This is a genomic window from Bacillus licheniformis DSM 13 = ATCC 14580 (assembly GCF_000011645.1).
Lineage (GTDB): Bacteria > Bacillota > Bacilli > Bacillales > Bacillaceae > Bacillus > Bacillus licheniformis.
This window is the reverse complement of sequence record NC_006270.3, coordinates 413713-434242: the sequence shown is the minus strand read 5'-3', so window position 1 is coordinate 434242 and position 20530 is coordinate 413713. Positions and strand designations below refer to the sequence as shown.

The window sequence follows — 20530 nt, the reverse complement described above, 5'->3', positions numbered from 1 at the left end:
GCATTGAAAACTCTAGATGTTCAGGCTTTTCAAACCGGCCTAGACAAAACGCTGACCGAATTAAAAAACCAGACTGACGAGATTTCAAAAGTCAAACAAAGCATCAAAGGCCTCACCTCCCTTGACGACGCCTTAAAAGGCGCGGGCGGTGAAGCGATCCGCTCGTTCTACGAAGAATGCCACACCACTTTTCTTCTTTTTTATGAATCTTTTATTTCCGACTATAAAGGACTTTTAGAAAAGACGAAAAGTGCGCTTCATTCCCTTGAACCGAACCAAAACGGCTTTATCTCGCAAAGCTTTCTTGAGAACGAACTCCATGACGGCGTCAGTCAAGCCGAATCGCTGACTGGCAGATTGACGTCAAAAGCCAACCAGACGATGGCCACTGTCAGCCACATCGTCGACCTGCCCGACCTAGACGATTCAGCCGTCAACGAAAACGCAAAAAAAGCGCAAAGACAAATCAGCGAGACGCTCGAAAAGCTCCACACCTTCGACCGCGAACAGACAAATGCGCTGAAAGCGGCGAGAGAAGACCTCGATACGATGAAGCAATACATCCAGCAGCTGGAGAAAATGTATACGGGGCCGAAGATTGAAATATCGGAATATAAAAGCGGTTCAATTTTAAAACCGCAAAATGACTCAACAATCAGTCAAGCTCCCGGCGGCCTGCAAAACGACCTGCAAAACCCCGGCGAAACACCGATGGAAAAGATGCTTGGGCGATTAGAAGAAAAAGCGGCAGAAACGTTAACGAATCCTGATACACAGGATAAAGAAAAAACAAATATAGCACACGAAATTCTTAGTTACTTCGAAACATTCGGAGAACCATTAGATGTCGGTGATAAAGCCTTATTAGGGTATCACGCAGCCAACGCAACAGCATCAATCGCGTGGACGCGAAAATTAAAAATTTATTATCAAGGAGGAAAACCGACGAAGTGGCAGCGATTTAAAGGGGAATATAAATTTCAGGTCATGTCACATCGTTCTTGGACTTCTCAAGGAGATCACAGTTCGAAAGTTGCGAGAACCATTAAAAACATCTCTGACTCGAATCCAAGCAACCCATTACTTAAAAAAGCGCAAAAATTTGTCGCTTCTTATGATAGTCCATCCATGATGTTTAAACATGCTGTGGGGTTCCCTAAAAATCAACATAGTTTTATAGATGGGAAAGAATTTCGCAAGAGAGCTGCCCTGAGGACAAAAGCGGGTGCGGTTGATATAATGGAGTCCACAGCCAAGGCAAAAGGGTTTACTGCATTAGAAAGAGGAGTCCCTATTGTTGGTACCGCAGTTACTTTCGCTTCTAACCTTACAGAATATACCGATCCCGAGAACTCGGACAAAAGTTTTGCAGAAAAAACAGGACGTTTCGCAGCAGGTGTTGGTACAGACATTTTTGCTGTTTCTACAGGTGTTGAAATTGGAGCAACAATAGGAAGCGTCGGCGGTCCTGTGGGAGTGATTGTTGGTGGAGCGATAGGCGGAGTAGCTGGAGCAATTGCTAGCTCTTCATACGGTGATGCAATTAAGGATGCTGGTGAAAAAGTTGCTGGTTCTATTGAAAAAGGAATTAAAAACAGTTTTGAGTCTGTGAAAAGTTGGTTTAAATAGATAGGAGGCATTATGACGCCGAAAGTATTTGTTGAATATGCTGAATATTTGATTGCTGCTATTTTAAGTTCTCAATTTGTATTTGGACTTTGCACTTTATTTCTTGGGTATATAACTATGAATTATTATGAGCAGGGGACTTTCAGACCCCCCTCAAATATATTTAAAAAAACTGTTAATTTCGGTTTTGCATTGATTTTTGGTGCAAGTTATTTTACATATAAACGACTATATAGATATAACTTGTTCCTAAGAAAATTTTATTATGCCCTTTACCTTCTGGGGAGCGGTATTTTAAGTATCATCATTTTCTATATTTTATCATTTATCCTTCACTTCATTTTCAAGGTTTAAGTTTATAATCAAGGATGTGAAAACAATGAAACACCTCATCACATGTACATCAGAAGAACTAGCGCTTTTAGTAGGGTTATGTGACTATCCTGGTGTTGCAAAAGGAATTCTTGAATCATCGTTAGGAAAAAAATCAAAAAAAGAATGGGATGCAATCTTAGAGGCAACTGTCAACCAGCTCATTTTAAAACAATACTGGGACGAAGAAAAAAGTTCAAAAGACGAAAATCCTTTAAGCGAAGAAATGCAGAAATTCATCGTTTCCTATGTGAATTCAGAACAAATGATCCGCTGTTCCAACCTTGACAATAAAAACACTTTAATGCTTCACCATTTTGAAAATGAAACATGGCTTTTCCATATGATTGACCGCGATATCATCCATGAATTTGCGTATGTCGACGAGCAGGAAATTGCCCAGCTGATGAAAGACTATTACCACTTTTCAACTGATGAGGAACATATTCCTTTAAAATTTCGTCTTTCAGATAAATGCTTTGACTGGCTGAGTAATAAAGACATGACAGAAAAGGTTCGGAAGAAAAGTTCTTTTTCACCTGAGGAAGAACATAGCTTTAATCAATTGATAGCCGATCTTGAAGCAAACCAATGGTCGCTAAACAACATCTCACATTTTTACATCCCTAGCTTAAACGATGGACCTTTCTTGCAAAATATCGTCTTTTTTATTCCATCTGCCCGTGGCGTTTGGGTTGCTCAGTATGATGAACACAATGAAAAACCTGTACATATTTCATTAAGGACACTTGAGCAATGGAACGAATTATTAAAAGGGCTTGAGTATACAGTATCTTTTCAAAATACATAATGCCGCAATGCGAGAATAAATACATTTCAAAGCATCTCACATCGGGATGCTTTCTCTTATCTCAGTTTCCCGAATTATTGTTTCAAGAAGATAGACGAGATATGAAAAAACACAAAGCCAAACGTTGCCGATGCAGAAAACACCCATCAAGAAAAGGGGCTCAATATGAAAAACGAAAAAAATTTTCTATATAAAAAAATAAACGAAGCTATGATCATCTTCACGATTTTATTCCCTGTGGTTGGTATCTTTTTTGTCATCATGACGATATGGGGTTTATTGGAACAAGCCCCTTCAGAAATTCCCTTGTTTGTTTCGGTTATCAGCTTGTTCTTTTTCGTTCTTCCGCTCCTATTGCATATCTTCAGAAAAAAGGTCTGGCTGAAAAAACACATGGAGAATTATAAAAATTCAGAGGGATAAGCGGAGGAATATAAGTTTTGCTGAGATTAAAAGAAACGGTTGTATACAAAGATTTACCTTACAATATTCAATCTCATTTGAAGGCTCCCGTCAGCCGGGAAACGAAATGGGGAATGGCCTGTTTTATCGTGTTGGTGCTGGATATTCTCTGCATATTACCTGTGCTGGCGAGCAAAGTCGAATTTTTCACTTTTGCCGTCCTCCCTGTCGCTATTCTGATCAATGTTTGGATGATCCTCATAAATACCAGAAACATGACCGAATATCTTCATCACCTTCAATATGTTCGGTTTATGGGCGTATCTTTCAGCGGTATGTCATATTGCCAGCTGATCACGGCGCAAAAAATGATGTTTTCTGCCATCGGTTTTCATTTACCGTTGATCAGTCTGTCACTATTCATATATGCCGCCTCTATCTTCCTCGTCATTCGGTATTACTTGGCTGTATTCCCTGATCCTAAAAGAGGCAAAAGGGAGACAGCAGCTCCGACAGGGATGCTTTTGGCGGCTGTTCCGGCGGCCGGTTATATGATAAGTCATGCTGTTTTGCGAGTTTCAGAGTCTGCCGTCTATTTGTTGATGAGTATCGTCTATCTGCTTATGGCTTGTTTATTTTCTATAATGGGGGTCAAATTCATCCACAAATACTTCTTCATCAAAGCGAATCAAGATATCATCAGACAGCATAGGATTTAAGGCACAAGGAGATGTCATGTTTGAAAGGCAGAAATAAAATCATTTTCTTAGTTTATTCCCTATATGCAACAATCATCATTTTGGCCGCCCTTGTCAAACCTGCAATCAACTGGAAGGAAAGGCTTGCCGTCATCGGCTTTATGTTCGTTTCAATTTCTTTATTCACATTCATCATTTATGTGTTTATAAATAAGCCGAAGAAAGATCAAAGCGCGCCCCGATGCAACATCGTCGCGAAAATCTTTTGGAAGAAACACAGAAAACCGTTCACGCTCTCTTTCTACTTCGTCGGCATACTGATTGTGGGAATATCCGTGTTTTCCATGTCCGAACTCTCACTCGCTTGGAAATCCGGCATGTTTGCGATTCTGTTTGCCGTGATATCGGGCAATTTTTTTGCGGTTTATCAAACGGCGAATCAAATGCTGAACCGGTCTTGTTTGGAAAGAATGCCTGACGAAGAATGAAAAGCTTTTTATGTCAGTTAAAAAACGCTTGAGACCGCTATTCATAAAGGAGTTATGATGTCACCAGAAACTTTTGTTGAATATACCGAATACTTAATCGCCGGTATGTTGGCCGCTCATTTCGCTTACAGTTTGTGTTTTTTAATCATTGCGAGTCATATGATCATTGAATATGAAAAAATGATCTTTTTAAAACCTGAAAAACGGTCCCATAAAATCACAAATACATTCGTTTTTCTTCTTGTCGGCACCGGCTACTTTGTTTACAAACGGCTATTAAGATACAACTGGTTCCTGAGAAAACTGTATTTCGCCCTTTATCTTGTGGGCAGAGGCATCTTAAGCATCATCATCTTTTATATTTTTTCTTTTCTGGTCCATCTCATTTTCAGCGTTTAAATCATTTACAATTGGAGAGATCCGAATGTCTAATTTTCTACAAAAACCAAGAAACAAAGCCATCTTATCCGTCTACCTGTTTTTCGTATGCGGCTCCGTTCTAAGCGCCGTTCTGAATCCGAAGATGAGCATCGGGGAAAAGCTGTTTATCCTCTGTTTTAATATTTTCTCGGCAACTTTATTCGCATTTCTCATTTATCTACTGCTAAATAAATTGATGAAAGATGAAGACCGCAAACACCCGGCAGATCCCGAAAAAAACGGGATTAATCAAGTGATTTGGAAAAAATACAAAAAGCCTCTGATCCTGTTTGTTTATTTTGGCAGCCTGTTTGCCGTCTGCGCTGCTATTCTTCCCATGCCGATATATACCGTTGCTGAAAAGCTCGTGATCCTTTCGATCGCCATTATTTTTATTACAATTTGCTGTATCCTGGCTTATAAAGTGACGAATAAAATGCTGCAGAAATAATTGAAAGGACCATGGTTCGCCATGGTCCTTTTCTTCATTTCCTCAGCTCCCCCAGCGTCTCTTCCCACCGCCGCAAAACCGCCGCTTCATCCTTCAGCTTAATCTGAACGCCGGAGATGATATCAGCGTATTTTGCGATATCTTCCCGGGCCGCTTCGACCGTACCGGCGAAGCGCGCTCTCGGGTGTTTGGCGTCTCTTAATTCGGGCAGTTTCTTTAAAGACAGCCGCACATAATGTGCTTTGCCTTTCCAGCAAGCGACGAAGAGCGCCCGTCCTGTTCTCGCAATATTCGCGGTCGTCGTTGTGCCTTGCCAGAGAGCCAGGCGGATGTCGGTTTTGTTCAGGGCAAGGATTTCGCCGGCGCTGATCATCGCCGTGTGCGGCCAGCCGTCTTCTGTGACGGTCTGGAGCATCATCGCTTCGTGCCGCTTACCGGCGAGCTTCTCTCCGTTTAAAAGCTGAAATAGTTCGTTTGATAGCTGAGCCATGCCGGATGCCTCCCTTTAGATTTTCCGGTCTGGAATCGCCGGCACTTGTACAGCTGTTTCAACTTCAGCGGGATCGATTTTAAAGGCCGGATTGTATTTTTCAGGATTTGTGATCGTCTCCGGCTCTGATGACCTCCAAGTGAAAAAGCAGTGCTGGCATTGATAGACTTCCCAGGCTCCTTCAACGGGTGATTTGCTGACGGTTTCCGCTTTTTTTAAGTCGCAGCGCGGACATGTATGCATGATGAAACACTCTCCTCTTTTATTGATTTAGCAGATTCATTAATTTTGCTTCCCACTCTTTCGTTCCTATAGGGGAATCGAGCGGCTGTGAATAGTGTCCCCTTGTTTCCGGTGCAGCCGGCGTTGTCGCGTCCAATATCATTTTGTGGGTGATTCCCGCCGGTTCAGAACCTGGATCTAGCGCCAAAACGGATAAATCCGGGATGATGACTGCATCGTGTTTCGGATGCATTTTCGTTGAGATTGCCCACATCACTTGCGGGAGGTTAAACGGATCGACGTCTTCGTCAACGAGGATCACCATTTTGCAGTAGCCGAGGCCGTGCGGAGTTGTCAGCGCGCGCATGCCGACGGCTTTGGCGAATCCGCCGTAGCGGCTTTTCGTTGATACAATGGCGATCAAGCCGTGCGTATACATCGCGTTTACCGCGACAATTTCATTCGGATACGCCTCTTTAAGCTGCTGGTAAAGCGGCACACATGTATTAATGCCGACCATATAGTCAACCTCAGTCCAAGGCATGCCTAAATACAGGTGTTCAAAAATCGGATTGTTGCGGTGGCAGACGCGCTTGATTTTGATGATCGGCATGCTTCGTCCGCCTGAATAGTGGCCGGTAAACTCGCCGAACGGACCTTCATACTCGCGTTCGCCCGCAAGGATCTCACCTTCGAGAACCACTTCTGCGCCCCATGGGATATCTAAGTTAGACAGTTTTGATTTGACGATTTTATATGGTTCGCCTTGCAGGGCCCCTGCCATCTCGTATTCTGATTGATCGTATAAGAGCGGTGTGGATGCCGCCGTTGCAATAACCGGTTCGCAGCCGAGCGCAATCGTGACAGGCAGGTTTTCGCCGCGCTCTTCAGCCTGACGCAGGTGGATCGCAATGTCATGCTGCGGGACGGGCTGAATGCCGAGGCGGTCTTTGCCTTTTACCTGCAATCTGTACATGCCGACGTTTTGCTTGCCGAAGTGGTCCGGATCCTCGACATCTCTCGAAATGACGCATGCCTTGTCTAAATAAAAGCCGCCGTCGCCCTGATTGATGCGGAAGAGCGGCAGAATGTCAAACAGGTTGATGTCTTCTGTGATTTCGTTTTCGTGAAACGGCGCTGTCTCCTCTCTTTGCACTTTTACTGGAAACTGATTATAACGGCGCGCGAACTCAAAGAATTGTTCTTTAACCGGCGTGTCTTTTGGAAGGCCGAGCATTAATGCGTGGTTCGGCCAGGAGCCGATTACATTCAGCGCGATTTGGGCATTGTTATAGCCGTAAATGTTGTTGAATAAAAGAGCGGGTGATTTGTCTCCGAGGTTGTTGGCGGCGCGTGCAGCTGCTCCCAAATCGGGTTCCGGCTTCACCTCTTCCTGGACTTCAAGAAGCTGTCCTTCTTTTTTCAGCGTATTTAAAAAATCTCTAAAATCTTGATAAGCCATTCTGTTATCCTCCTTATTTCTCCTGTTTCATACCTTCCCAGCGCTTCGCTTCAGACAGATGGATGCCAAATTGGTCCAGCGTCCGAAATACGATATGATCGACCATTTCGGTCAGATTTTGGGGATGATTATAAAAAGCCGGCATCGGCGGCAGGATCACCGCCCCCATTTTTGTCAGCTCAAGCATGTTTTCAAGATGAATCTGGTTCAGCGGCGTCTCCCTTGTTAACAGAACGAGCTTTTTCCGTTCCTTCAGCATGACGTCCGCCGAACGGGTCAAGAGGTTATCCGCCATACCGGTGCGGATGCCCGCCAACGTCTTCATACTGCACGGTGCGACAATCATTCCGTCCGTTTGAAAGGAACCGCTTGAAATGCGGGCCGCCTGGTCTTTGTGGGAATACGTAAAAGATGCGAGCTTTTCCACGTCTTTCATCGTATATCCCGTTTCGTGCAGGATCGTTGCCGCTGCCCACGGAGAGATGACAAGGTGTGTCTCTGCGTCGGTTTTCTTCAGCCACTCCAGCATCCGCACGCCAAATACCGCGCCGGTCGCGCCCGTGATTCCGACGATGATGTTCATATGCGCCCCCCTTTCCTTCCTGGTGCTTCAGTTAAAATGATACGCCTCTATTTACCATATTGAAAATATCTGTTAAATCTATATATAATACTCTAAAGGTATAAAAAGGAGTGCCGTGAAAATGGATATTCGCCAGTTAAAATACTTCGTTACAATCGCCCGGGAAGGAAAAATTACAACGGCGGCGAAGCGGCTCCATATTGCACAGCCGCCGCTCTCCAGGCAGTTGAAGCAGATGGAAGAGGAGCTCGGAGTCGTTTTATTTGACCGGAACAAAAAGAAAAACCTGACGTTGACCTACGAAGGAGAAGTTTTTTTGAAAAGAGCAAAAGAAATCCTGCACAAGCTTGAGGATTCCATCTTGGAGGTGCGGGAGCTGCGTGAAGAAGTCAACGGAACCCTTGCCGTCGGCTCGACGATTTACTGCGCGGCCCTGCTGCTCTCAAAAGTCTCGAAGATCAGAGATATGTATCCGAATTTAATGTTTAACATTTGGGAAGGTGAGCCTTCACGGCTAAGCGAGCTCCTGGAAAGCCGGCAGATCGATGCAGCCGTCACGACAACGCCTATCCACAGCAAAAACACCGAATCAAAAAGCCTGCCGGAGGTTCCATGCAAGCTTGTTCTTCCAGGGAATCAGTCGTATGGCTTAAAAGGAGAAGCCGGAATGAAAGAAATTGCCGGCCTGCCGCTGATTCTGCTCAGGCCGTCGCACGGAAAAGGGATTTACGACGAGGTCGTCCATCACTTTCAATCATCTGGCCTCGAACCGAGGGTCGTTTGTGAGTGCCATGATTCTACAACGCTTCTCAGCCTCGTCACTTCGGGATTCGGAGCGACGATTCTGCCGCTGTCCATGCTGCCGGCGCATTTTGCACGGCATGTTCAGACATTGGAAATTCAAAACAATCCGTTCATTCTGCAGCCGTCTGTCGTTTGGAGGGCCGGCAGTTTTCTGCCGAAGCCTGTGAGAGAATTTTTGGCTTTATTTTGATAAGCGCCCGGGAATGCGCCAATAAAAAAAGAGAAGGCATCATGCCGATGCCCTCTCCTTCGCATTGGTTACAGCAGTTTCTTCCCTAACAATGATTCGATCAGTTCGACGGCCGCCTCACCGGTTTTATTTTTATGATCCAGTATCGGGTTGACTTCAACAAACTCGGCGGATGTAATGATATCTGCGTCATAGAGCATTTCCATCGCCAAATGGCTTTCCCTGTAGCTGATGCCTCCGACGACAGGGGTGCCGACTCCCGGAGCGTCACTCGGATCAAGACCGTCCAGATCAAGGCTCAGATGGATGCCGTCGCAATTTGCTGACAAATACTCGATCGTTTCCTCCATTACCTTCGTCATGCCGAGCCTGTCAATTTCATGCATGGTATAGACTTTCATGCCGGTTTCACGGATATATTTGCGCTCTCCTTCATCAAGCGAGCGCGCACCGATGATGACGACGTGCTCCGGTTTGATTTTCGGCGCATAGCCGTGGAGGTTGACCAGCTTTTCGTGGCCGACACCGAGACTTACCGCCAGCGGCATGCCGTGGATGTTGCCTGACGGCGATGTCTCAAGCGTATTTAGGTCTCCGTGTGCGTCATACCAAATCACGCCGAGCTGTTGATAATGCTTGGCTACACCCGCCAATGTCCCGATGGCAATGCTGTGGTCTCCGCCCAGCACGAGCGGGAAGCGGCGCTGCTCGACGACATTGTCGACGATATCGGCCAGCTTGCGGTTTCCTTCCAGTACGGAAACTAAATTTTTCAGCCCTTCGTCTCCTTTTGGCTGATCGCGGTTGATCGGCACATCGCCCAGATCATCGATATCATAGCCCAGCTCGTTTAAGCGCTCCACGATATGAGCGTAGCGAATCGCGCTCGGTCCCATATCCACACCGCGCCGCGCCTGCCCCAAGTCCATCGGCATTCCAATCAAAGAAACTTGTTTATTCATCAATAACCACCTCATCGTTTGTTTTGTTTTGATAGATCATTGCTTCTTGTCGATCAAGAGCCTGGCGTTTTTTCACAAACACGTGATAAACAAAGTAGCAGGCCGACATGAATAAAATCCCGCAGTACAATGCCATCCTCTGCTCTGAATCAAAAGCGAGGCTCACAAGGACGGCGCTGTTTAAAATAAATCCCGTCAGCGGCAAATAAGGATAAAGAGGCGTTTTAAATTTTAAGTCTTCAACCTTTCCGCCTTCTTTGACATATCGTCTGCGAAATAGCAGCTGTGATACCGTAATCGTGATCCAGCCGACTTGCGCGCTTAAACCGGCTAGAGACAAAAGCCAAATGTAGAGCGTTTCTGCTGCGACTACGCTTGAGATGAGGGACAAACCCGCAAAACCGAGCGTGATCCAAAGCGCATTCATCGGAATACCTCTTTTATTGACCCGGCTTAAAGCCTGAGCGGCCATTCCCTCTTTCGCCAGGGAATAAAGCATCCTCGTCGATGCGTACAAGCCCGAATTCGCCACCGATAACAAAGCAATTAAAATAACAAAGTTCATCAGATCGGCGGCATACGGAATGCCGATTTGTTCAAATACCACAACGAACGGACTTTCAACAACCCCCGCTTTTTCCCATGGAATCAATCCCGCCAGTACAAATACGGACAGGCCGAAAAACACCAGTGTCCGCCAGACCGTCTGTTTGATGGAGCGGGGCACCGTTTTTTCCGGATTTTCGCTTTCCCCCGCCGCGATCCCGATCAGCTCCGTCCCCTGAAAGGCAAAGTTGACGGTGATCATCGTGATAAAGATCGCGCCGAATCCGTTTGGAAAAATTCCGTCTCCAATCAGATTGGAAAAGAACGGTGCAGCCTGTCCGTCTTTCAAGTCGATGAGTCCGAACATCGCGCCTCCGCCGAGAATAATAAACAGAAGAATGACGATAATTTTGATGCCGGACAGCCAAAATTCCGATTCCCCGAAAGCCTTTGCCGATAAAGCATTGAGTGAAAAAAGCAGCAGCCCGAAAATCAAGCACCATATCCAGACGCCGACATCGGGAAACCATCTTTTCATCAGCTGCCCCGCTGACAAAAATTCCAAAGCAACAGTAACCGACCAGCCGAGCCAATAGATCCAGCCGACGGCAAACCCTGTAGCAGGCCCGATAAATTTTGTCGCGTACGTCTGAAAAGAGCCTGAAACCGGCATTGCCACAGCGAGCTCCCCAAGGCAGAGCATCGTAAAATACATGATCATTCCGCCCGCTAAATAGGAAAGAATCGCGCCGATCGGTCCGGCTTCATTAATCGTATAACCTGTTCCGAGAAAAAAGCCGGTTCCGATGACGCCGCCAAGCGAGATCATAAACAAATGGCGGGATTTCATCGTTCGTTTCAGTGTATATTGTTCACGGTTTTCATGATTCAAACCGCCTTCACCCCTTCCGTTTCAATTCTCCCTAATGTCAGCTCCCCCTATGACATATAGACTATTTTTTAAATCTTCTGAACATTTTCCTGATATTTCAATTTTTGACAAACTTCGCACAGACAGCGAAAAAACGGGCTGAACAATCCCCTTATTGTTCAGCCGTTCGCTTTACTTCGACAAAACACGGGTAATCTTTTCAATCGCCCAATCCAGATCCTCATGAGAAATGACAAGAGGAGGTGCAAAGCGAATTACCGTCTCATGCGTTTCTTTGCAGAGCAGCCCTTCTTCTTTCAGGCGCTCGCAATACGGACGCGCCGCCTCGGTCAGCTCTACCCCGATGAACAGCCCCCTGCCGCGCACTTCTTTGATTTTAGGATTATCAATTTGCGAGAGCTTTTCTTTAAAGTATTCCCCAAGCTCCAGCGACCGTTCAGCGAGCCGCTCGTCTTCCAGCACTTCAAGAGCTGCGATCGATACGGCGCATGCAAGCGGGTTCCCTCCAAAGGTCGATCCGTGTGAGCCCGGATTAAACACGCCAAGCACATCCCGGTTTGCTGCAATGCACGATATCGGGAACACGCCGCCTCCGAGCGCTTTACCTAAAATGTACATATCCGGTGTGACGTCCTCCCAATCAGAGGCGAACATTTTCCCTGTACGTGCAAGCCCTGACTGTATTTCATCGGCGATAAACAAGACATTGCGCTCTTTGCAGACTTCAGCAGCCTGCTTCAAAAAGCCTTCCGGCGGAATGACAATTCCCGCTTCACCTTGAATCGGCTCAATTAAAAAAGCGGCTGTATTCGGTGTGATCGCCTGTTTCAGCGCTTCCAGATCCCCGTATGGAATCAGCTTGATGCCGGGAAGCATCGGTCCGAAACCGCGTTTATACTCTTCTTCTGAAGATAGCGACACAGCCAGCATCGTCCGGCCGTGAAAATTGCCTTCACATGCGATAATTTCCGCCTGATTGTCCGGAACGCCTTTTACATCATAAGCCCAGCGCCGCGCTGCTTTAACTGCGGACTCAACCGCTTCCGCACCGGTGTTCATCGGCAGAACCATGTCCTTCCCCGTTAATGAAGCGACCTTTTCATAAAAAGGACCAAGCTGGTCATTGTGAAAAGCTCTCGAAGTCAGGGTGATTTTGTCTGCCTGATCTTTTAACGCCTGGATGATTTTCGGGTGCCTGTGCCCTTGATTCACTGCGGAATAAGCGCTCAGCATATCCATGTATCGGTTGCCTTCCGGATCTTTCACCCACGCGCCTTCCGCTTCAGAAATCACGATCGGCAGAGGATGATAGTTATTCGCGCCAAAATGTGCGGTTTGCTTCATAATTTTCTCGGACTTTGATAGAACCGTCATTCTGATTCCTCCTTCTTATTTTTGGACATACATGCCAGATGTCGTATTTTGTTTCACACTATCTTATATGCAAGTATCGTGCCAACTCTTAATACCGCAAATTTTCAGAACATTGCATGTGTAACTCGCAAAAAATTTTGCGGTTTTTATGCAAAGGTGCAAAAATAAATGCATATTTTTTTGCACCCTTATCAAGTCTTCACTTAAAATGGAGACAGATACGAACAAAGGGGGATATCAATTGCTGAAGGATTATGATTTTCTGAAACTTATTTTTCAAGGAATTATAGATGAAATCGATATCGGCTTGCATGTCGTCGATGAAAACGGCACATCTGTTGTCTATAACAAAAAGATGAGCCAGATTGAAGGGATGGATGTCGGCGATGTGCTCGGCAAAAACGTGCTGGACGTGTTTACGTTTGCCAGCCAGCATGACAGCACCCTCCTGCAGGCGCTGCATCACGGGAAAACGAACAAAAACGTCAAACAGACTTACTTTAATAACAAAGGACAGGAAATTACGACCGTCAATCATACATTCCCCATTATGGAAAACGGGAATACGAAAGGAGCGGTCGAGATTGCCAAAGATGTCACAAAGCTTGAACGCCTGATCAGAGAAAATATGAACAAAACAGAAAGCACAAAGTATACGTTTGACAGCCTGATCGGCGTCAGTCCGGCGTTCAAGGAAGTCATTGAACATGCAAAGCGGGCGACCCGGACCTCTTCCTCCATTCTAATCGTTGGCGACACCGGAACCGGAAAAGAACTGTTCGCCCAAAGTATACATAACGGAAGCCAGCGCTCAACGGGCCCATTCATCTCGCAAAACTGTGCAGCCCTCCCGGAAAGCCTTGTCGAAGGCCTATTATTCGGCACGGTCAAAGGCGCATTCACGGGAGCCGTGGATCGTCCGGGTCTTTTCGAACAAGCTGACGGCGGAACACTGCTCCTTGACGAAATCAATTCTTTGGACTTCAGATTGCAGGCAAAGCTTTTGCGCGCGATTCAAGAAAAAACGATCAGGCGGATCGGCGCTTCAAAGGATACTCCGATCGACGTCAGGATCATCGCGACGATGAACGAAGATCCAGTCGACGCTGTCAGCGGCCAGAGGCTGCGAAAAGATTTGTATTACAGGCTGAGCGTCGTCACCTTGTTTATTCCTCCATTAAAAGACCGGAAGGAAGATATTATGCCGCTCACGCAGCATTTTATCGACAAATACAACGCATTGTTCCAAATGGAGGTCAAGGGTTTTGAAGAAGAGGTGCGGCGGTTCCTGCTTTCATACGATTGGCCGGGAAACGTCAGGGAGCTTGAACATTTAATTGAAGGCGCCATGAATTTGATGTCCTACGAAGACAAAATCGAGCTGACGCACCTTCCATTGCAATACAGGACGAAACCAGCGGCAAAAGAGCAGCTGCCGCAGCAGGGCTATGATCTGTTCGCCCCGCTTCCTTCCGCCTCGGCCGCTCCTTTAAAGGAACAAATCGAGAATGCCGAAAAGTATTATATTCAAAAAACCGTTAAAAAATGCAATTACAATGTGTCACAAGCGGCTCGGGTGCTGGGGATCAGCAGGCAAAGCCTGCAATACAGGCTTAAAAAATGGAAGATCCGCTTCGATCAGGAATCAGAATGATCTTCTCTCCCTTTCATCACTAAAAACGTATTTCTTGACTCATACTAAAAAAGGTTTATGCTTTACTTTTGTAAGAGCCTTAAGTAAAATCATATCAACTAAATCCAATCAGTAAAGTGGGGAATAAAATGAAGAAAGCAATATTCGCTGTATTATTGACGCTGTTGATCACCGTGATGGCCGCATGCGGCGCGTCAGGGGACAATTCCAAGGATAAAAACGCAGCCGGCGACAGCCTCTGGTCTTCAATTAAAGATAAAGGCGTATTGACAGTCGGTACTGAAGGAACGTACGAACCTTTTACATTCCACGATAAAAAAACAGATAAATTAACAGGTTATGATGTCGAAGTGATGCAGGAAGTCGCCAAGCGCCTCAACCTGAAAGCTGAATTTAAAGAAACGCAGTGGGACAGCATGTTTGCCGGACTCAACTCAAAGCGTTTTGACGTCGTTGCCAACCAAGTCGGGAAAAAAGACCGTGAAGATCAGTACGATTTTTCTGATTCATATACAACTTCCCAAGCCGTCGTTGTCACAAAAGCGGACAACAACGATGTAAAGTCTGAAGGAGATGTCAAAGGGAAAAAAGCCGCGCAGTCTTTGACAAGCAACTATAATGACCTTGCGAAAAACGCCGGCGCTGAAATCGAAGGCGTAGAAGGAATGGCTCAAGCGTTTCAGCTGATTCAGCAGGGCCGTGTCGACCTCACCTATAACGATAAACTGGCGGTGCTGAACTATTTGAAGACGTCAGGAAACAAAAACCTGAAAATCGCTTTTGAAACAGGCGAGCCGCAAACTACGCATTTTGCTTTCCGCAAAGGAAGCGGCGAACTGGTTGACAAGGTCAACTCCGCGCTGAAGGACATGAAAGAGGATGGCACACTCGCGAAAATAGCGAAGAAATGGTTTGGCGAAGATGTTTCTAAGTAATATACAAGCGGCGGCCATCGGCCAGGCGATCCCGTGGGATCTTGTGCGTGAGTCATTTTGGCCGATCTTTTTAAGGGGAATCTATTACTCGATTCCCCTTGCCATTCTCTCTTTTATATTCGGTATGATCATCGCATTGATCACGGCGCTGGCGAGAATGTCCAAATCCCGCATTTTAAGAGCGGTTTTCGGCATTTATGTCTCAGCGATCCGCGGAACGCCGCTGCTCGTTCAGCTGTTCATTATTTTTTACTTGTTTCCAGCGTTTCAAGTCACGATCGACCCGTTTCCGAGCGCAATCATTGCCTTTTCATTAAATGTCGGCGCTTATGCGTCGGAAATCATCAGGGCTTCCATCCTTTCCGTTCCGAAAGGACAGTGGGAGGCGGCTTATTCGATTGGAATGACTCAAAAAACGGCGCTTACCAGGGTCATCCTGCCGCAGGCTGTGCGCGTGTCAATTCCGCCATTATCCAATACATTCATCAGCTTGGTTAAAGATACATCGCTTGCGTCACAGATTCTTGTTGCTGAATTATTCCGGAAGGCCCAGGAAATCGGGGCCGGCAATCTTGACCAAATTTTAATCATTTATATGGAAGCCGCATTCATCTATTGGATCATCTGCTTTGTTCTCGCGCTTGTTCAGCAGCAGATTGAACGGCGTTTGGACCGGTATGTGGCCAAGTAAGGAGGGAAATAGACCATGCTTGCGATCAAAGGGCTGAATAAATCCTTCGGCGAAAATGAAATCTTAAAAAAAATCGATCTGAACATCGAAAAAGGAAAAGTGATCGCCATTTTAGGGCCTTCCGGTTCCGGCAAAACGACGCTGCTTCGCTGCCTGAACGCTTTGGAAATTCCAAACCGCGGCATTCTTTCTTTTGACGATTTCACCATCGATTTTTCCAAGAAAAATAAACCTGCTGACCTCCTCCGCCTGCGGAGAAAGTCGGGAATGGTATTCCAGGCCTATCACCTGTTCCCGCACCGCACCGTGCTCGAAAATGTGATGGAAGGGCCTGTAAAAGTGCAAAAGCGCAATAAAGAAGAGGTCAAAAAGGAAGCCGTTCAGCTTCTGCAAAAGGTCGGCCTTGAAGACAAAATGGATCTCTATCCATTCCAGCTTTCCGGGGGACAGCAGCAGCGCGTCGGGATCGCCCGCGCCCTGGCCATCAAGCCTGAGCTGATGCTTTTTGACGAGCCCACATCGGCTCTGGACCCCGAGCTGGTCGGCGAAGTGCTGAAAGTCATGAAAGACCTTGCAAATGAGGGCTGGACGATGGTTGTCGTCACCCACGAAATCAAATTCGCGCAGGATGTCGCAGACGAAGTCGTCTTTATCGACGGCGGCGTCATCGTCGAACAGGGCCCGCCTGAACAAATTTTCTCAGCCCCTAAGGAAGAACGAACAAAACAGTTTTTAAACCGGATTTTGAATCCTGTATAAACAAAACAGCCTGATCAAGAGAGATCAGGCTGTTCTTTTTATTCAGCGGCCAGTTTAAACTTGGATGCCGCCTGATTCAATTCTTCCGACAAAGCGGAGAGCTGCTGAATGGCCGATGCGATTTCCTGCATGCCGGCGCTTTGCTGCTCCGCTGCCGCAGCGACTTCTTCAGAGCCTGCCGCCTGCTCTTCGGTAACGGCGGAAATCTGCTCCATCGCAGACGAAATGGTTTGATACGATTTTTCGACTTTTAACAAGGACTGAAGCAATTGATCTGTGCGTTCGGCGAATTGAGAAATTCCTTTAAAAATTCCTGAAAAATTCTCGTATGTGCCATTGATTAAAATCTGCCCTTTGTCAACCGCTTCGTTTCCTTCCTGAATGCGTTCCATGACAAGCCGGCTGCTCTCCTGCGTGCCCGCCACAAGCTGGGAAACGGATAAAGCGGCATCTGCCGAACGTTCAGAAAGCTTTCTGACTTCTCCGGCAACAACCGCAAAGCCCTGGCCTTCCTCACCGACCCGGGCGGCTTCAATGGAAGCATTGAGCGCCAGCAAATTCGTCTGTTCAGCAATAGAGGAAATCATTCCGATGACTTTTTCAATTTCTTCTGTATGGTTTTGCATCTCTGATGCCGCTTGTTTTGACTCTTCCATCACGTTTTTAATCGTCTGGGTCTGCCGCAATGTTTCTTCGACAAGCTCCTGCCCCGTCTTGGAATCCTTGCTGACGCCCTCGGCAACGTTCTTCATCTCGTTCACTTTTTCTGTGACATGTGTAAGCTGCTGATCGATTTCGGCAGCCGATGTATGACAATCCGAAACTGAAGAGACAACCTCGTTGATTCCCTCGCTCATGCTGTTCATCGATTCAGCCACTTGAGCTGCGCTTTCGCTCGATTCAGCCGATACATTTTTCAGCTGCAGGCTCGTCTTGGATACCTCTTCAGAGGAAGCTGAAATATGTCCAATCAATTGTTGTAAATTTTCGCTCATCCGCTTGAACGATTCGGCAAGCTTTCCTGCTTCGTCCCGGCTCTTGACAGAAATGTCGGCCGATAGATCGCCGTCGGCAATTTTTTCTGAAGCCTTCATCAGCTGCCTGATCGGCTTCGCGATGTAAGAACCGAGAAAATAGGCCATGACCATTCCGAGCAGCAAGACAAATGCTGAGATCGCAATTGTATACCATTTCGCTTTTGCCGCTGTCTCCGGAATCACGGAAGCATCAAGGTCGATCCCCAAAATTCCCACCTTTTCTCCTGAGCCGTTCTCAAGCGGCAGAAAAATCGACTGGTGGATGCCGTATTCGTCCTCATACACGTCGCTTACCGTCTCTTTGTTTGTCGTCAAGGCTTCTTTCATTTCAGGAGAAAAGCTGTAATCCGTGCCGAAATCATCGGGCGTATCCGACAGCACGAGAATCCGCTCCTTCCCGCCTTCATTGGAAAGGATATAAATATTCTCAAGTTTGTTTTTCTTTTTCAGGCTGTCCACAGCCATTTTTGTCTGCTTGTAAAGCGGACCGTCTGCGGAATCGATCTCAAGCGGATTCCCGTCCAGACGTTTGATTTGATTTTCAGCAAGATGAATATCGGTATAAAGGCGGTTTTGGAACTGCTGTTTCAGCTGCTCTGACAAGTCTTTGCTGATAAAAGTAAACACGGCTGAAAATGATGCGATCGTGATTAAAAGCACTAAGGCGACGCCAATCATAATTTTGACTGAAATGTGTTCTGTTAGCTTTTTCTTCAACGTTTTCATCGTCTATATCCCCTTTAATTTGTCATGAGAGACCCATGCTCCCGGAAGACTTCCTCAATAGTTTCTTTTAAATAATCGATAATTCCCGGGACATGTTCAGGCATGGTATACGGAGAAATGACGAAAAATTTGCTGACGCAAAGCGGTAATTCAACCCCTTCACAGGACTTCACAAGCAAGTGTTTTTTCGTATCGCCAAAAAACATCTTGTCCCTTTTTGTTCCGAGCTTTTCAAATAATTTTTCAGTAAGCGCATTGTTTCTTTCCAGCTCTTCAATGGTGCATGCTCCCGAAATTTCGTCTTCAAATCTAGGCGCCCCTTCAGGATAAATGCGAAACAGCGTAGACATGCCGCAGTTGTCCGGGTTCACAATATCGGCCTCCGGAATCTGCCGAGACAGCTGTTCCCTAAAATGCAGGTTGACTTCAAGGAACTGGGCAAGCAGCTTTTGATAGCCTTCATAGCCAAATGCCATCAATGCGCTGTACATACTGATCGAACTGGCCATGCGCGAACATTCCAGCGTGTAGCCCGTATGGTAGTCCCCATAGCCGCGGTGGCCGACATACGGCGTCTCATCGGGATCCAGATCGATCCGTTTTAAGTCATTGCGATCCTTCACAAGAAACAGGCTCGTCACATAAGGCGTCTGCCCGAGCTTCTGAAAATCAAAGCAAAGCGAATCGGCAGCATGCAGATGCCTCATTTTTTCCTGAATCGGTTTGATCATGCTGAGGACACCGGGACTGAAGGATAAAGCGTTCTCATTCAGATCGTACTCATTAAAAAAGGCAAAAAATCCTCCCAGGGCGGAATCGGCGTGGATATGCGGAACCGGCAGCCCGAAGCTCTTCGCGGTTTCTTCAGCCGCACGGCGGACAGCGCTCACATCATCGATGCCGATCGCATCTGTCGTTCCCGTCGTGGCTACGATATAGACGGGAATGCCCCCGGCTTCGCATACTTGTCTAAGCTTCTCTCGCAAATCTTCCGTATCCATGGAATGGTCGAGATTTGTTTTGACTTTAATTAAATGATCGCTGCCGAGTCCTGCGGCTTCCATCGACTTATACAAGCTGTAATGAGCCGCTTCAGAACAAAACGCATAGAAATTGCCGGGAACCCCTTCTTTTAGGGATGACGGAGCCATTTTGGCAATCGCGATTCTGAGGCCGCTGTATACCGCCCCTTGTCCTCCCCACGTTGTATATCCTCCGCTTGTTTCGGCATCATACCCAGCAAGCTTTGACATCATCGCTGTAACCTTCACTTCCGCCTCCGCTCCGGCTGGACCGTACACATCCCACAGGTTGTTGCCATTGACCATAAACGCCGTAAGCATGCCTAATATCCCCGGGATGCTGGCCATCGGCAGAATGTTCGTGAAAAAGTATTTGGTGTGATACGGATGGCCGTGCAACAGCTTCAACAGCTCTTCGTTAACCTCTTTCATCGGCGCACCTTCATGCGGAATCCGACTCTCTGCAACCAGCTTTTCATAAAAGAAGCCCTCTCGGTTCTTCTCGCCGCCAAGGTTGACCTGATCCGGATTTTTCAGGTTGTCCACTCCCTCGATCAGCTGCTCGATCAATGATAGGAACTCGTTTCGTTTTGCTTCATTTCCGTCCTCGCTCGGAAACCATCTCTGTACATCCGGTGTATTGCGTTGCTGCATGATTTTCTCTCCTGCCTTGTCTTTTATATTTCAGAAAAAGATTTCACTTGCCATATCGGTATAATATTCCTATATTTTTAGGCCTTCGCTCAAAAAGTTCATGAAATTGTTTTATCTTTTACATTTTCTCCAAAATAAAAAAACTTCTTAACAATAGATTAAGAAGTTTTTGAATCATCCAAGCGTTGTATTCGTACAATAGAATGATAATAAATTCATATTGGAAAGGATTTCTTTAAAATGAACCACGAAAAAG

Annotated in this window: 21 protein-coding genes; 12 read left to right on the top strand and 9 right to left on the bottom strand. The window is 46.4% G+C overall.

Translation table 11 applies throughout. The features are described from left to right. The first annotated feature begins 3 nt into the window (after positions 1-3). From TRNA_RS23660 to TRNA_RS23625, 7 genes are all read left to right on the top strand, one after another. Entirely contained in the window at positions 4-1629 is a 1626-nt protein-coding gene (locus TRNA_RS23660; protein ID WP_003178891.1) for a ribonuclease YeeF family protein, read from the top strand. Between the two features lie 12 nt (positions 1630-1641). Then, on the top strand, positions 1642-1983 hold the full coding sequence (locus tag TRNA_RS23655) for a hypothetical protein (RefSeq protein WP_003178890.1): 342 nt from the start codon (positions 1642-1644) through the stop codon (positions 1981-1983). A gap of 25 nt (positions 1984-2008) precedes the next feature. Further along, the gene (locus TRNA_RS23650; RefSeq protein WP_003178889.1) at positions 2009-2812 is read left to right on the top strand and encodes a hypothetical protein; all 804 of its coding nucleotides are present in this window, start codon (positions 2009-2011) and stop codon (positions 2810-2812) included. A 440-nt stretch (positions 2813-3252) separates the two neighbouring features. Continuing rightward, positions 3253-3933, top strand: a complete 681-nt coding sequence (locus TRNA_RS23640) for a hypothetical protein (RefSeq protein WP_003178887.1) — start codon at positions 3253-3255, stop codon at positions 3931-3933. A 20-nt stretch (positions 3934-3953) separates the two neighbouring features. Next, positions 3954-4400, top strand: a complete 447-nt coding sequence (locus tag TRNA_RS23635) for a hypothetical protein (RefSeq protein ID WP_003178886.1) — start codon at positions 3954-3956, stop codon at positions 4398-4400. Positions 4401-4457: 57 nt separating this feature from the next. Further along, positions 4458-4799, top strand: a complete 342-nt coding sequence (locus TRNA_RS23630) for a hypothetical protein (protein WP_003178885.1) — start codon at positions 4458-4460, stop codon at positions 4797-4799. A gap of 25 nt (positions 4800-4824) precedes the next feature. Further along, positions 4825-5271: a hypothetical protein gene (locus tag TRNA_RS23625; RefSeq protein ID WP_003178884.1), complete on the top strand. Its 447-nt coding sequence runs from the start codon at positions 4825-4827 to the stop codon at positions 5269-5271. 34 nt (positions 5272-5305) lie between these two features. On the opposite strand, the gene TRNA_RS23620 is transcribed toward TRNA_RS23625, so the two are convergent. Genes TRNA_RS23620 through TRNA_RS23605 form a run of 4 tightly spaced genes read right to left on the bottom strand, consistent with a single transcriptional unit; the run spans position 5306 to position 8028 of the window. Further along, positions 5306-5761: a pyridoxamine 5'-phosphate oxidase family protein gene (locus TRNA_RS23620; protein WP_003178883.1), complete on the bottom strand. Its 456-nt coding sequence runs from the start codon at positions 5759-5761 to the stop codon at positions 5306-5308. A gap of 15 nt (positions 5762-5776) precedes the next feature. Continuing rightward, positions 5777-6004 (bottom strand): non-oxidative hydroxyarylic acid decarboxylases subunit D, encoded by a 228-nt coding sequence (locus TRNA_RS23615; RefSeq protein ID WP_011201556.1) that lies wholly within the window; start codon positions 6002-6004, stop codon positions 5777-5779. A gap of 19 nt (positions 6005-6023) precedes the next feature. Continuing rightward, entirely contained in the window at positions 6024-7445 is a 1422-nt protein-coding gene (locus tag TRNA_RS23610) for a non-oxidative hydroxyarylic acid decarboxylases subunit C (RefSeq protein ID WP_009330203.1), read from the bottom strand. A gap of 13 nt (positions 7446-7458) precedes the next feature. Next, positions 7459-8028 carry a non-oxidative hydroxyarylic acid decarboxylases subunit B gene (locus tag TRNA_RS23605; protein WP_003178880.1) on the bottom strand — a complete coding sequence of 190 codons (570 nt, stop codon included), beginning with the start codon at positions 8026-8028 and terminating at the stop codon, positions 7459-7461. Between the two features lie 121 nt (positions 8029-8149). Here TRNA_RS23605 and TRNA_RS23600 point away from each other — a divergent pair, with 121 nt between their 5' ends. Next, complete coding sequence (locus tag TRNA_RS23600) at positions 8150-9022, top strand: LysR family transcriptional regulator (protein ID WP_003178879.1); 873 nt, start codon at positions 8150-8152, stop codon at positions 9020-9022. A 68-nt stretch (positions 9023-9090) separates the two neighbouring features. On the opposite strand, the gene rocF is transcribed toward TRNA_RS23600, so the two are convergent. The 3 genes from rocF to TRNA_RS23585 all read right to left on the bottom strand — a co-directional run bounded on the left by rocF (position 9091) and on the right by TRNA_RS23585 (position 12796). Continuing rightward, entirely contained in the window at positions 9091-9984 is an 894-nt protein-coding gene (gene rocF / locus TRNA_RS23595; RefSeq protein WP_003178878.1) for an arginase, read from the bottom strand. Further along, positions 9977-11380, bottom strand: a complete 1404-nt coding sequence (locus TRNA_RS23590) for an amino acid permease (RefSeq protein WP_009330205.1) — start codon at positions 11378-11380, stop codon at positions 9977-9979. Before TRNA_RS23590 ends, rocF begins: the two co-directional genes overlap by 8 nt. Positions 11381-11593: 213 nt before the next feature. Further along, positions 11594-12796 carry an ornithine--oxo-acid transaminase gene (locus tag TRNA_RS23585; RefSeq protein ID WP_003178876.1) on the bottom strand — a complete coding sequence of 401 codons (1203 nt, stop codon included), beginning with the start codon at positions 12794-12796 and terminating at the stop codon, positions 11594-11596. A gap of 241 nt (positions 12797-13037) precedes the next feature. Between TRNA_RS23585 and TRNA_RS23580 the strand changes: the two genes are divergently transcribed. The 4 genes from TRNA_RS23580 to TRNA_RS23565 all read left to right on the top strand — a co-directional run bounded on the left by TRNA_RS23580 (position 13038) and on the right by TRNA_RS23565 (position 16835). Beyond that, positions 13038-14450: a sigma-54 interaction domain-containing protein gene (locus tag TRNA_RS23580; protein WP_003178873.1), complete on the top strand. Its 1413-nt coding sequence runs from the start codon at positions 13038-13040 to the stop codon at positions 14448-14450. A 128-nt stretch (positions 14451-14578) separates the two neighbouring features. Next, positions 14579-15385 carry a cystine ABC transporter substrate-binding lipoprotein TcyA gene (gene tcyA, locus TRNA_RS23575; protein ID WP_009330207.1) on the top strand — a complete coding sequence of 269 codons (807 nt, stop codon included), beginning with the start codon at positions 14579-14581 and terminating at the stop codon, positions 15383-15385. After that, the gene (locus tag TRNA_RS23570; protein ID WP_003178869.1) at positions 15372-16076 is read left to right on the top strand and encodes an amino acid ABC transporter permease; all 705 of its coding nucleotides are present in this window, start codon (positions 15372-15374) and stop codon (positions 16074-16076) included. Before tcyA ends, TRNA_RS23570 begins: the two co-directional genes overlap by 14 nt. 15 nt (positions 16077-16091) lie before the next feature. Next, positions 16092-16835, top strand: coding sequence for an amino acid ABC transporter ATP-binding protein (locus TRNA_RS23565; RefSeq protein ID WP_003178866.1), 744 nt, complete (start codon positions 16092-16094; stop codon positions 16833-16835). Between the two features lie 38 nt (positions 16836-16873). On the opposite strand, the gene TRNA_RS23560 is transcribed toward TRNA_RS23565, so the two are convergent. Together TRNA_RS23560 and TRNA_RS23555 are read right to left on the bottom strand one after the other, a co-directional pair. Then, a complete protein-coding gene (locus TRNA_RS23560; protein WP_003178861.1) occupies positions 16874-18598 on the bottom strand; it encodes a methyl-accepting chemotaxis protein in 1725 nt (574 codons plus the stop codon). Between the two features lie 14 nt (positions 18599-18612). Continuing rightward, positions 18613-20274 (bottom strand): pyridoxal phosphate-dependent decarboxylase family protein, encoded by a 1662-nt coding sequence (locus TRNA_RS23555; protein ID WP_003178859.1) that lies wholly within the window; start codon positions 20272-20274, stop codon positions 18613-18615. Positions 20275-20530 lie beyond the last annotated feature (256 nt).

Excerpts from the sequence above, each read along its gene's own strand:
- TRNA_RS23625 (WP_003178884.1), top strand. The coding sequence starts at position 4,825 with ATGTCTAATTTTCTACAAAAACCAAGAAACAAAGCCATCTTATCCGTC.
- tcyA (WP_009330207.1), top strand. The coding sequence starts at position 14,579 with ATGAAGAAAGCAATATTCGCTGTATTATTGACGCTGTTGATCACCGTG.
- TRNA_RS23610 (WP_009330203.1), bottom strand. The coding sequence starts at position 7,445 with ATGGCTTATCAAGATTTTAGAGATTTTTTAAATACGCTGAAAAAAGAA.
- TRNA_RS23605 (WP_003178880.1), bottom strand. The coding sequence starts at position 8,028 with ATGAACATCATCGTCGGAATCACGGGCGCGACCGGCGCGGTATTTGGC.
- rocF (WP_003178878.1), bottom strand. The coding sequence starts at position 9,984 with ATGAATAAACAAGTTTCTTTGATTGGAATGCCGATGGACTTGGGGCAG.
- TRNA_RS23590 (WP_009330205.1), bottom strand. The coding sequence starts at position 11,380 with ATGAAATCCCGCCATTTGTTTATGATCTCGCTTGGCGGCGTCATCGGA.
- TRNA_RS23615 (WP_011201556.1), bottom strand. The coding sequence starts at position 6,004 with ATGCATACATGTCCGCGCTGCGACTTAAAAAAAGCGGAAACCGTCAGC.
- TRNA_RS23620 (WP_003178883.1), bottom strand. The coding sequence starts at position 5,761 with ATGGCTCAGCTATCAAACGAACTATTTCAGCTTTTAAACGGAGAGAAG.
- TRNA_RS23565 (WP_003178866.1), top strand. The coding sequence starts at position 16,092 with ATGCTTGCGATCAAAGGGCTGAATAAATCCTTCGGCGAAAATGAAATC.
- TRNA_RS23585 (WP_003178876.1), bottom strand. The coding sequence starts at position 12,796 with ATGACGGTTCTATCAAAGTCCGAGAAAATTATGAAGCAAACCGCACAT.
- TRNA_RS23650 (WP_003178889.1), top strand. The coding sequence starts at position 2,009 with ATGAAACACCTCATCACATGTACATCAGAAGAACTAGCGCTTTTAGTA.
- TRNA_RS23555 (WP_003178859.1), bottom strand. The coding sequence starts at position 20,274 with ATGCAGCAACGCAATACACCGGATGTACAGAGATGGTTTCCGAGCGAG.
- TRNA_RS23570 (WP_003178869.1), top strand. The coding sequence starts at position 15,372 with ATGTTTCTAAGTAATATACAAGCGGCGGCCATCGGCCAGGCGATCCCG.
- TRNA_RS23630 (WP_003178885.1), top strand. The coding sequence starts at position 4,458 with ATGTCACCAGAAACTTTTGTTGAATATACCGAATACTTAATCGCCGGT.
- TRNA_RS23655 (WP_003178890.1), top strand. The coding sequence starts at position 1,642 with ATGACGCCGAAAGTATTTGTTGAATATGCTGAATATTTGATTGCTGCT.
- TRNA_RS23560 (WP_003178861.1), bottom strand. The coding sequence starts at position 18,598 with ATGAAAACGTTGAAGAAAAAGCTAACAGAACACATTTCAGTCAAAATT.
- TRNA_RS23600 (WP_003178879.1), top strand. The coding sequence starts at position 8,150 with ATGGATATTCGCCAGTTAAAATACTTCGTTACAATCGCCCGGGAAGGA.